This window comes from Limosilactobacillus panis DSM 6035, assembly GCF_001435935.1.
In the GTDB taxonomy this organism is placed as follows: Bacteria; Bacillota; Bacilli; order Lactobacillales; family Lactobacillaceae; genus Limosilactobacillus; species Limosilactobacillus panis.
This window is the reverse complement of the sequence record NZ_AZGM01000134.1, coordinates 11465-23451: the sequence shown is the minus strand read 5'-3', so window position 1 is coordinate 23451 and position 11987 is coordinate 11465. Positions and strand designations below refer to the sequence as shown.

Here is an 11987-nt window from a genome sequence, read left to right as displayed (position 1 = left end):
AAAAGCCAATAACCACACGCCTTTGGCGTGATTATTAGCTTTCAAGTTTCAGTTATTAATATAAAGTACCCCCAGTTCGCTCTTAAAGGTGCGGAGGTCATTAAAAATGTTTTCCGTTTCGGTCTCACGCAGGGTGAACTTGTAGGTTGGTGCGTTGATTTTCTTGAGCAACTCTACGAAGGCATTAACGACAAATGCGTAGTGCTGTGCCGAAACGGCAAAAGACTGGTGAAGGGGTTGCTGCTTTTTAAAGCGGTCATCGAGCAAGTGGACCTGGTCCAGAATCTGCTTGGCATAGTTCATGAATTCGCGCCCGTCAGCAGTCAGCCGGACACCAGCGTTACTCCTTTGCAGAATCGTGATTCCCATCTCTTTTTCAAGATCCTTGATGGCACTGGAGAGGCTCGGCTGGGTAAGGTAAAGCCGTTTGGCGGCCTCATTAATGGACCCCGTCTCAATTACCGCTTCTAAGTATTCTAGTTGCTTAATTCGCATCGGCTCATCTCCTTTTCTAGCATTATAAGTATTTCCTATATCCAGTTCAAATATTTAACAGTTATTCAATAACGATGATCCATGTTAGATTATTAGACAAATAAAAACGAAAGAGATGGATGAATGATGACAGCAACCACAATTATTGGCTTCCCCCGGATTGGCGAGAAGCGCGAACTGAAATTTGCCACTGAAAAGTACTTCAAAAATAAAATCAGCCAAGCCAAACTGCAAGAAACGTCCCGAAAGCTTCGTAAGCACAACTGGGAGCTTCTCGTTCGGGCGGGAATTGACGAAATCCCGAGCAACGACTTTTCTTACTATGACCAGACGCTCGATGCCGCCTTCTTGTTCAATTTGGTTCCCCAAAATGTTCAGGCCCTGCCTTTCTCCCCGTTAGATAAGTACTTCGCCCTCGCCCGGGGTTACCAGGGCAAGGAGGGGAACGTGCTGGCCTGGCCGATGAAGAAGTGGTTCAACACGAACTACCACTACTTGGTTCCACAACTTAACCAGGATACTCAATTTAAGCTAAGCGGTGACAAGATTTTCAAGGAATTTGCAGAGGCTAAAGACCTTGGTATCATTACCCGCCCAGTGCTGGTGGGGCCCTTCACCCTACTAAAATTGAGTGAGTACCAGAACGTTACCGCCGCGGACTTTGTTAACGATGCGGTGGCGGCCTACCAGGCAGTCTTTGAAAGGCTTGCCGCCGCTGGGGCCCAGTGGATTCAACTTGATGAACCATCCCTGGTTAAGGACCTCACCGCGGCAGACCAACAATTATTCAACGACATTTACCGGCCACTGCTGGCTGCTAAGGGTAAATTAAAGGTCCTTTGCCAAACCTACTTTGGAGACGTCCGTGACGTTTATAACGACCTAATAAGCTTACCGTTTGATGGGCTTGGCCTTGATTTCGTAGAGGGAAAGCAAACACGCCAGCTTGTCAGTGGCAACTTCCCAGATGACAAGGTTTTGTTTGCTGGAGTTGTAAACGGGAAAAACATTTGGCGGAATAACTACGCTAAGAGCCTGGCCCGGCTGCAAGAGACCCAGGCCAAGAATATTGTGGTCAACACGTCCTGCTCCCTTCTTCACGTGCCAATCACCGTTGCAAACGAAAACTTTGCACCAGCGGTTAAGGAGCACTTTGCATTTGCCGTGGAGAAACTGGGTGAGCTCAAGGACATTGCCGCAATTTATGGGGGCCAGGCCAAGGAGCAACTCACCGCTAACCAAGCGTTGTTTGCTAAACCGCGGGTTCAAGAAGATGCTGAGCTACACGCTAAAATTGCCAGCTTAAAGGAAGAAGATTTTATTCGCCAGCCTGCCCGTAAGGTTCGGGAGAAAATCCAGAAGAAGGAATTCAACTTGCCACTTTTGCCGACCACCACGATTGGTTCCTTCCCCCAGACCAAGGAAGTCCGGAGTGTTCGACGTCAGTTCCGCCGTCACGAAATCGACCAGGAACAATATGATGACTTTATCAAGGGCAAGATTGATGACTGGTTGAAATGGCAGGAAGAGGTTGGCCTGGACGTCCTGGTTCACGGGGAATTCGAACGTAACGACATGGTGGAGTACTTTGGCCAGCACCTTTCGGGATACCTCTTCTCGAAAAACGCTTGGGTTCAGTCATACGGAACCCGCTGCGTAAAGCCGCCAATTATTTGGGGAGACGTTAAACGTCGTCACCCAATCACCATCAAGTGGTCCAAGTACGCCCAAAGTCAAACCAAGAAACTGGTGAAGGGGATGCTGACGGGACCAGTTACCATTCTTAACTGGTCATTCCCTCGGGAGGATATTAGTCTAAAAGAATCTACCCTTCAGCTGGCATTGGCCATCCAGGGGGAGGTTCTCGACCTCGAAGCCAACGGTATCAAGATTATCCAGATTGACGAGGCGGCCCTCCGTGAGAAGCTACCGTTGCGGAAGTCCGACTGGTATTCAGAATACCTGAATTGGGCAATCCCCGCTTTCCGCCTAGTTCACAGCAAGGTGAAGCCGGAGACCCAGATTCACACCCACATGTGTTACAGCGAGTTTTCCGATATTATCCCGGCAATTGATGCTATGGATGCCGACGTGATTTCTTTTGAGGCTTCGCGCTCAAACTTGGAGATCCTCGACGCACTCAAGAAGCAACACTTTGAAACCGAAGTGGGGCCGGGAGTCTATGATATTCACTCTCCGCGGATTCCGTCCGTTGACGAAGTGGAAGCAACCATCAACCGCATTCTGGCTAAGATTGCCGCGCCCAAAGTATGGATTAACCCCGACTGTGGCCTTAAAACCAGGGGCGTAAAAGAAACTAAGGCCAGCCTGACCAATGTAATTGCGGCCACGCGCGCAGTCCGTCGGCACTTGAAAGAGGAGGGGGATTAGATGACAACTTTATCGTATGAAGTCTTTCCACCGAACTCACAGGTGGGAATTGACCACCTTAGCCAGGTCCTGGCGGAACTGCAGGACCTCGACCCCGCCTTCATTAGCGTCACTTGCAGCAGTAAAACAAGCCAGCTTGCCAAGGAGACGGTCAAGGTCGCGGACTATGTGCAAAATCAGTGCCAGGTGCCCGCAATGGCCCACCTACCGGCCTGGTACCTTAGCAAAGCGGATGTGGACCGGATCCTGGAGCAACTGCGGGCTTACCACGTTAACCGGGTGCTGGTTTTACGGGGGGATGAACGTCCTAACCTACAGAAAAAGAACGATTTTACCCATGCCAGTGACCTAATTGCCTATATCCGCCAAAATTACCCGGACTTTCAAATTACGGGAGCCTGCTACCCTGAAAAACACCCCGAATCGTTAAACATGGTTGATGAAATTCAGCATTTGCGATTAAAAGTGGCCGCAGGGTGTGACCAGATAATTACCCAACTTTTTCTGGATAATCAGTGCTTTTATCGCTTTCGTGAACTATGTGCTGTCGCGGGGATTGAGGTGCCCATCATTGCTGGAGTTATGCCGATTGTAAACGAGCGGCAAGCCAACCGCATCTTACGAACCAGCGCGGTGGCGGTACCGGAAAAGTTTAAAAACATTCTGGCAAAATACCGGGACCACCCTCAGGCCTTAAAGCAAGCGGGAATTACTTACGCAATTGATCAGATTGTCGACCTGGTGACCAATGACGTTGCCGGGGTTCACCTCTACACGATGAATCAGGCGGACACCGCCCGGCAGATTAAGCAAAATATTGGTTCCCTTTTCCAAGTACAGTGTGAGGGGGCGAAGTGATGATCATTGATGGTCGAAAAATTGCCCGGGAAATAAATGCAAAGAGCAAGCAACGGGTAGCGACGTTAAAAGCACGCCAGGTCACACCGGGAATTGCGGTTATCCTTGTTGGCAATGACCCCGCCAGCAGGATTTACACTCGCACCAAGCACCGTCTTGCCCAAAAGCTCGGCATTGCCTCAACCCTGTACCATTTCCCAGCGGACGTTGACCAGGCAACGGTTCTCCGGCAGGTCCGTCGGTTAAACCAGGATGACCAGGTTGATGCAATCCTGGTCCAGGAACCCTTACCAGGGCAGTTAAATAATGAAGAGATTGTCAACGCAATTGACCCCGCCAAGGACGTGGATGGCTTGCACCCACTTAATCTGGGACGCCTGTTCGCTAAGCAAGGGGGACATTACCCGGTGGCCTGCACCCCACGAGGAATCATGGACTTGCTTGACCGCTACCAGGTTCCTTTAGAAGGCGCGAACGTGGTGATCGTGGGGAGGAGCCTCCTGGTGGGAAAACCCATGCTGGCACTGTTAAATAACCGGAATGCCACCGTCACTTTTGTTGGCCGCCACACTAAGAACCGGTCAGAACTGACGAGACAAGCCGATATACTGATTGTCGCAGCTGGTGTGCCCAGTTTGATTAAAGCTTCTGATATCAAGGTGGGGTCGACGGTGATTGACGTGGGCATCAATCGCTTGTCATCCGGAAAGTTGGTGGGGGATGTTGATTATATTAGTGTCCTTCCTAAGGCCCGGCTTATTACGCCCGTACCTGGTGGCGTGGGCCCGATGACGGTGGCCGCTTTGATGAGCCAGGCGATTGACCTTGCCGAGTGGCGTCGAGCAGCAGGGCAGTATTTAGTGGGATAAAATTGTAATAAGTAGAGACTGGGAGAAAGTGCTTTCTCGCCAGCCTCTTTTTTGATAGGGGAGTATAATCAAGTGGGAAGGGGGAAGTCGCAACAATGACGGGACTGGCATTCATAATCGTATTAATTGTAATTGGCTTCTTTTCCGGGGTCGTAGCGTCTGCGGCTGGACTAGCCTCATTGGTCTGCTATCCGGGACTAATTGCCGTGGGCCTATCCCCAGTAGCAGCTAACGTGACCGGGACTTTTGCGATGGTTTTCTCCGGAATCGGCGCGGTAGCCTCATCGCGCGGTGAGCTGCGGGACCACTGGGGTGAGGTCCTCAAGGTAACGCCGCTAACCTTAGCTGGCTGCATTGTTGGGGCCCTTATGCTCTTCACTTTTCCGGAAAAGGACTTTGCCCTGATTGCCCCCTTCTTTATCCTCCTGTCGGCGGTACTCGTTCTTTTGCCACGGCGGACAAACCACCTGAGCGGTGACCACCGTTCGTGGCAAACCGTGGTTGCCTGGTGCGCAATCTTTTTTGTTGGCTTGTATTCGGGATACTTTGGTGCCGCATCGGGGGTCCTGATGTTGGCCATCCTTAACGTGATCTCCGGGGCACCGTTTAAGGAGTACAACGCGATTAAGAACCTGGTAATGGCCTTTGCCAACCTGGTTTCAATGGTGGTTTACGCCCTCAAGACGACTATTTTGTGGGCGGATATTGTTCCTTTAGCCGTCGGTTTCTTGATGGGGGGCTACCTGGGACCCAAGATTGTCCGCCGGGTTCAGCAAGGGGTAATGAAGTCAGTCGTGGCCCTTGGCGCCATTGTCTTATCCGGCTGGCTATTTTACCGGGCCGTTTAGGCGAGAAAATTTTTATTCAGCCATCCCTTGACGGTGGGAAAGGGTTACGATATAATTTAAGCATTGGTTGTTTTTAACAACGTTATTCCGGCATAGCTCAGTTGGTAGAGCACCTGACTGTTAATCAGGTTGTCGTCAGTTCGAGTCTGACTGCCGGAGCTATATTAAGAACCTGCTTTTTGGCGGGTTCTTTTTCTTTTCTAAAGAAAATTATTTTAAAATCATAAGAACTGCTTCCTTATTCTTAATAATATTAAGCAAACGGTGGAAAGTAGTTTATATTTTAAATGATTTATTAAAAAAGTTCCGTCGAATTCCCACAAACAAGGCCTTTTTCTCATTAAAAACTCAGATTTTGATTGACGACTTCCAGGGACACGTATATAATTAATATATTCTGAATTTTTAAAAATAAATTTTAATCTTTTGGAATGAGTATGTAATTTGATCTTATTTATATTGATTTTGGAGGAATAGTATGAGTAAAGAGAGAAATGTGGATACCGCCTTCTTTGGGCAACCACGGGGGCTATCCACGCTGTTCTTCACCGAAATGTGGGAACGGTTTAGTTACTACGGGATGCGGGCCATCCTGCTGTTCTACATGTACTATGCGGTAACTAAGGGTGGTCTGGGCATGGACCAGGCCACGGCCGCTTCAATCATGTCAATCTACGGATCACTGGTTTACCTTTCCGGGGTTGTCGGTGGCTGGTTATCAGACCGTGTTTGGGGACCACGGCGGACAGTTTTCATCGGTGGTGTCCTGATTATGTTCGGGCACATCGCCCTGTCACTGCCGTTTGGGATCTCAGCACTGTACGTTTCAATCGCCTTGATCGTGATTGGGACCGGTTTACTGAAGCCTAACGTTTCCGAAATGGTCGGGGGCCTGTACAGTGCTGAAGACCGGCGTCGTGACTCTGGTTTCAGTATGTTCGTCTTCGGGATTAACCTGGGGGCTGCGGTTGCTCCATGGGCTGTTCCGTGGGCCGCAAACGGCTTTGGCATGAACCTCTTCCATGGCGAAATGAACTTCCATGCCGGGTTCTCACTGGCTGCAATTGGGATGTTCTTTGGCCTGATTCAATACGTCATCGGTGGTCGGAAGTACTTATCTAAGGATAGTCTTTACCCCGACGACCCAATCGAAAAGGACGACCTGCGTCCGGTCCTGATCTGGACGTTGGTTGGGGTGGTAGCCTTGGTAATTATCCTGGGTCTCTTGGCCGCCCTTGGTCAACTGAACATCACTAACATCATCACGTTGATCACGATTATCGCCATTGCACTGCCAATCTACTACTTCGTAATGATGCTGAACTCCAAGAAGGTAACGAAAGAAGAGCACTCCCGGGTATTAGCCTACATCCCGCTGTTCATCGCTGCCGTTATCTTCTGGGCAATTGAAGAATCTGGTTCAGTTGTTTTGGCCCTCTTTGCCGAACAACGGACCATCTTACACATTGGTGGCTGGCATTTTGCCGCTGCTAACTTCCAGACGCTGAACCCCCTGTTCATCATGATCCTGACGCCGGTCTTTGTTACCCTTTGGGACCACTGGAAGAACCAACCAAGTGCTCCTGGTAAGTTTGCTGCCGGGTTGGTATTCGCTGGTTTGTCTTACGCCTTCATGGCCCTGCCAGCCCTGATCCACGGTACGACTGCCGGACGGGTTTCCCCATTCTGGCTGGTCGGCTCCTGGTTTATTGTTGAAATTGGTGAAATGCTGATCTCGCCAATTGGCCTGGCCGTTACGACCCGGTTAGCACCAAAGGCCTTTAAGTCCCAGATGATGAGTATGTGGTTCCTGGCCGATGCTGCTGCCCAAGCGGTTAACGCCCAGATTGTTAAGTTCTACTCATCCTCAACGGAAGTTCCATACTTCCTGACCATTGGTTTGGTAAGTATCGTCTTCGGGATTATCCTGATGTTCTTCGTTAAGAAGATCCACCGTCTGATGGGCGGGGTTGACTAAGTTAAATAGAAATCAAAATGAGAACTAATGCCGGAGAGTGTTGGTTCTCATTTTCTTTTCCAGAGAAATTTAAAAAAGGTCTTGCATTTGATAGCAAGATTAGGTATTATAATAAAAGTTGATTGATTACCAATCAGTTTAACGTTGATGGAGGAGTAGCGAAGTCTGGTTAAACGCGACGGTCTGTAAAACCGTTCCTTCGGGTTCGGTGGTTCGAATCCACTCTCCTCCACTTTTTATTATTGGGCTATAGCCAAGCGGTAAGGCAACGGTTTTTGGTACCGTCATGCGCTGGTTCGAATCCAGCTAGCCCAACTGTTTATGAGGACTGGAGAAAAGCTTCTGTTTTTCTTCGGTCCTTTTAGTTTGCAAAGGAGAGATCTTAAGATGCCAAAACAGGGGCACTTTGCCAAATCAACACGGGTTAAGCAGCTAAATAACTTTAAGGCTAAACGCCACGCGAGCGGGGCAACCATCGCTGATGACCAGCTGACGGACTTTCTAGTGGTGCGCTTTGCATTAACGGCCAAGAAGCGGGTTCCCAAGGTTGCTCAGGAAAGCACCCAGCGCTTCCTGATTGAAATTGGTGGGGCCCTGATTGGTGAAAACGGAGACCTTAGTAAAATTGTCCCTGCCCGGCTTAAGAAAGTAAATGCCCAGGTTCCCTGGCAATTCTTTAAGCAAATCGTGGATAATTGGGCCTTGTTACAGAAGTTCCTGGTAAAGGAGGTCCCCGCGGTACCACTGACCAAGCAGTTATTGGTCAAAAATCAGCTTACAACGGCCGAGCTAGGAAGGGCGGTTGCTCAACTCCTGGCTCAAAAAGTTGCTGCCATAAGTCTGGTGAACCAACACCAGTCAGCTGGTGCTAAGCAAAAACAACTGGCCCAGATGCTAATGACGACCATTTGCCCCGCTGGCCACTTAGACTGGGCGAAAGTCAAAGCACTCCTCGGACCACTGCCGTACACACCGGACCCGGCTTTAGACCAGCCGACCCGGGAATGGCTGACCCAACTGAGCCAGCAAGAATGATATTGACGGCAGGAAAGAAAATCTGGTATAACTAACAATGTTATTTAGTGGCTGTGGCGGAGCAATCGCCATGGCCTTTTTATTTTTAGGGGGCGAAAACTTGAATCAGAATAAACATAACCACATCTATTTAGCAATTATTTCTCTGGCACTCTTAACGTTTATCGGCATTTTAAACGAAACTTCAATGAACGTTACCTACCCAAAGCTGTCCCGGCAGTTTGCGGTCTCTTTGGATACCATCCAGTGGATCACAACCGGCTACCTTTTGATGGTGACGGTGACGATGGGGACGACGGCCTACCTGCTTCGGCAGTTTAAGGCCAAGCACCTCCAGCTGGCGGCTGTCTTGGCCTTCACTTTTGGTGACTTGCTGTGCGCCATGGCCCTGAATTTCCCAATGCTGCTGGTGGGGCGGCTCATCCAGGCAATGGCCACGGGGTTATCCACCCCAATCTTGTTCCACCTTATCTTTACGGAAATTCCCCGTGCCCGTCTCGGTGCGATGACGGGCTTTGCCGGGATGGTGATCTCGTTTGCTCCGGCACTAGGCCCAACGTATGGTGGGTGGATTTCAGAAGTCACTTCCTGGCAGCTGATCTTCTGGCTCTTGCTACCTTTTGTCCTGGTAAGTTTGGTCCTTGGTCAGTGCTTTATTCGCAACACGCCGTTAGGAAACACGAAGCGCTTTAGCTATGGTAGCTTGATCAGTTTAGCCGTGGCCCTCTTCTCATTTGTCTACGCCTTTTCGACGATTGGCCAGGCCGGGATTGGCTGGCCACTGGCGGCCTGGCTAGTAGTTGCGGTCGTCTCTTTAGCCGTCTTTATCTACGTCAATAACCATGGGGAATCACAGCTCTTTGATTTACGGGTCTTTCGGGTAAAGCCGCTCCGTTTGTCGACTTTGACTTACTTTAGCCTGCAGTTCATCAATATCGGAATTTCACTGGTAATTCCCTTGTATGCTCAGTATGTCCTGGGAGCATCATCCACGATTGCTGGCCTGGTCCTGCTACCAGGGTCGGTATGTGGGGCCTTCATTGCACCCTTTGCCGGTCGTCTGGCAGATAACCAGGGCTTTGCCAAACCGGTAACCTTTGGGGGCGTCCTCCTCATGATTGGGGCCGCTTGCTTTGCATTCCTCCAGACCCAGCTAACCCCATTTTTGATCATGGCCTTCTTCCTGGTTTTGCGGATTGGCTTTAACTTTGCCTTCGGGAATACCATTTCTAACGCGACAGTCTTGGTGGACGCCCGGAATAGTGCTGACGTCAATTCAATCTTCAACATGGTTCAGCAGTTCGCCGGTTCCCTGGGGACGGTCTTTTTGGCCGCCGTCTTGGCCGTTTTCCAGAATAACGGGACAGGAAGCTTGGCCAGTCGGACCTATGACGGGGGCCGGGTGGACTACATCTTCCTGACGGCCCTGGCTGTGGTTGTCCTGTGCGCAATCATTATTAACTACCGCCTGCAAAAGCAGGGCAAAAGTATGGTAAAATAGGGGCTTGGATAATAAGACTAGTTTATGAAGAGGGAGTGAGATAAAGTGAGCGAACAACCATTTGTTCCGCTGATTTTAGGAAGCGACTTTAACGCTTACGGGATGGCCCGGTCAATGTATGAAAAGTATGGGGTGAAGTCACACCTGTATGCCCGGGCAGAACTGGCACCAACCCGGTTCTCAAAGATTGTTGACCTGCACTTTAACCCGGACCTGCAGAAGCCGGAAGTATTTACTAAGACCCTGATTGGGGCCGCTAAGCAGTACATTGCCCAGGGGAAGAAGGTTGTCCTGATCAGCTGTGGGGATGACTACACCGAGTTAGTCAGCAAGAACCGCAGTGAACTTTCTAAGTACATGGCCTGCCCATACGCCGACTACGAGTCCGTTGCCAAGCTGACTAATAAGGAAGAATTCTACAATGTCTGTGAGCAATACGGCCTGCCATACCCGAAGACCGATATCCTGACTCCCGAGACGGACTACAAGAACTACCAGTCGCCGTTTGAGTTCCCGGTTGCCCTCAAGGCTGCTGATGCAGTGCAGTGGCATAAGGGGAACTTTGCCGGTTACGAAAAGGCCTACATCATTAACGACGCCGCCCGCCTGGCGGAGGTTTTAGAAACAATCTACGAACACAGCCCATACAAGGGGGACCTGATTTTACAGGAGTTTATTCCTGGTGACGACAGCAACATGCGGACAATCAACTGCTACGTGGGTAAGGACCACCAAGTGAAGTTGATGAGCCTGGGGCACCCCCTGCTGGAGGAATGTGAACCCTCTAATGTTGGTAATTATGTCGCCATCATGCCGGCCTATGACGAAAAAATCTACCAAAACATCAAGCACTTCTTGGAGCAAGTGGGCTTCACTGGCTTCGTAAACTTCGACTTGAAGTATGACCGCCGCGATGGTCAGTTTAAGGTTTTTGATCTAAACCCACGGCAGGGACGGAGTAGCTTCTTCGTTTCCCTAAATGACCACCAGCTGGCAACGTTCCCGGTTGAAGATTACGTATTTGATACACTGAAGGATGCCAAGACAATTTACGCCAACCAGGATCCAAAGAAGTACAAGCTGTGGCTTGGTGTTTCCAAGAAGACCTTCCTGCAATACGCCAAGAATAATGAGATTAAAAAGCAGGCAGAAAAGCTGATTAAAGAAGGCCGTTATGGGACCACTTACCACTACGCCAAGGATATGAACCTGATGCGGTGGATTCTCGAAAAGCGGATCAACGCCGTTTCACAAAAGAACTTTGCCAAGTACTTTGTTGAAAAGAAATAGGTAGTATTAAAGGAAGCTGAGAAGTTATTTCGCCCGGCTTCCTTTTTATAAACGGGCAAGGAAACACGTTCTTTTAAGGACGTGATGAATTGCCTATTTTTTAATCGAACATACGTTTCAGAGTATGATATAATGTCTTTAACAGAGAATGGTGTTCAGATATTAATTAGCTTTGTTGACTGGCCAATGATGAAAGATTGTGGTGAAAATGGCACAAGTTATAAAGGGGATCAAACTTCGCCTATATCCCAATGCCCAGCAAAGGGAACAATTGTGGCAGATGTTTGGCAACGATCGCTTTGTTTGGAACCAAATGTTGGCAATGGCCAAAGAGCGGTATCGAAATAATCCCGGTAGTCACTTCGTCAATGAATACGGAATGAATTATCTACTGAAGAGACTTAAGCAGGAATACCCATTCCTTAGGGCTAGTGACTCAACTAGTTTTCTAGTGGTTAATCACAACCTCGCCCAAGCTTTTAAGATGTTATTTAAACATCGGGGCGGTTACCCACGTTTTAAATCGCGTCGTGCTATTCGCCAAGCTTATACGGGGCGGTCAGTTTGTCGAGTGCTTGCTAGGCGACGGGTTAAGCTGCCTAAGCTGGGCAGTATCCGCACCAGCAAAACAACATTGTTAGCTAGTAGCAAGATTAAGTGCTATACGGTTTGCCTCGAGCCCACTGGCCGCTACTATCTGTCATTACAAGTGGCAGTTGAAG

9 protein-coding genes, 3 tRNA genes and 1 pseudogene are annotated in these 11987 nt (G+C 49.5%); 12 read left to right on the top strand and 1 reads right to left on the bottom strand.

What is annotated here, in order from left to right; genetic code table 11:
* Positions 1-51: 51 nt before the first annotated feature.
* Positions 52-495, bottom strand: a pseudogene (locus FD32_RS08100) (LysR family transcriptional regulator); the annotation flags it as partial.
* 123 nt (positions 496-618) lie between these two features.
* Here FD32_RS08100 and metE point away from each other — a divergent pair.
* The 12 genes from metE to FD32_RS10330 all read left to right on the top strand — a co-directional run.
* Entirely contained in the window at positions 619-2886 is a 2268-nt protein-coding gene (gene metE / locus FD32_RS08095) for a 5-methyltetrahydropteroyltriglutamate--homocysteine S-methyltransferase (RefSeq protein ID WP_047766911.1), read from the top strand.
* Positions 2887-3744 carry a methylenetetrahydrofolate reductase [NAD(P)H] gene (metF, locus tag FD32_RS08090; protein ID WP_047766912.1) on the top strand — a complete coding sequence of 286 codons (858 nt, stop codon included), beginning with the start codon at positions 2887-2889 and terminating at the stop codon, positions 3742-3744. It begins immediately after the preceding gene.
* Positions 3744-4613: a bifunctional 5,10-methylenetetrahydrofolate dehydrogenase/5,10-methenyltetrahydrofolate cyclohydrolase gene (locus FD32_RS08085; protein WP_047766914.1), complete on the top strand. Its 870-nt coding sequence runs from the start codon at positions 3744-3746 to the stop codon at positions 4611-4613. The genes metF and FD32_RS08085 overlap by 1 nt, the downstream gene beginning before the upstream one ends.
* Before the next feature lie 95 nt (positions 4614-4708).
* Positions 4709-5461, top strand: a complete 753-nt coding sequence (locus FD32_RS08080) for a sulfite exporter TauE/SafE family protein (protein WP_056962164.1) — start codon at positions 4709-4711, stop codon at positions 5459-5461.
* A gap of 86 nt (positions 5462-5547) precedes the next feature.
* A tRNA-Asn gene (locus tag FD32_RS08075) sits at positions 5548-5620 on the top strand.
* 319 nt (positions 5621-5939) lie between these two features.
* A complete protein-coding gene (locus FD32_RS08070; RefSeq protein ID WP_047766918.1) occupies positions 5940-7439 on the top strand; it encodes a peptide MFS transporter in 1500 nt (499 codons plus the stop codon).
* A 149-nt stretch (positions 7440-7588) separates the two neighbouring features.
* Positions 7589-7671, top strand: a tRNA-Tyr gene (locus tag FD32_RS08065).
* Positions 7672-7682: 11 nt separating this feature from the next.
* Positions 7683-7754 (top strand) — tRNA-Gln (locus FD32_RS08060).
* A gap of 72 nt (positions 7755-7826) precedes the next feature.
* Positions 7827-8474, top strand: coding sequence for a hypothetical protein (locus FD32_RS08055; protein WP_047766920.1), 648 nt, complete (start codon positions 7827-7829; stop codon positions 8472-8474).
* A gap of 100 nt (positions 8475-8574) precedes the next feature.
* Complete coding sequence (locus tag FD32_RS08050) at positions 8575-9975, top strand: MFS transporter (protein ID WP_047766922.1); 1401 nt, start codon at positions 8575-8577, stop codon at positions 9973-9975.
* A gap of 45 nt (positions 9976-10020) precedes the next feature.
* Positions 10021-11265, top strand: a complete 1245-nt coding sequence (locus tag FD32_RS08045; RefSeq protein ID WP_047766924.1) for a carboxylate--amine ligase — start codon at positions 10021-10023, stop codon at positions 11263-11265.
* A gap of 208 nt (positions 11266-11473) precedes the next feature.
* Positions 11474-11987, top strand: a 514-nt coding sequence (locus FD32_RS10330; RefSeq protein WP_235803791.1) for an RNA-guided endonuclease TnpB family protein, incomplete at its 3' end; no start/stop codon positions are given.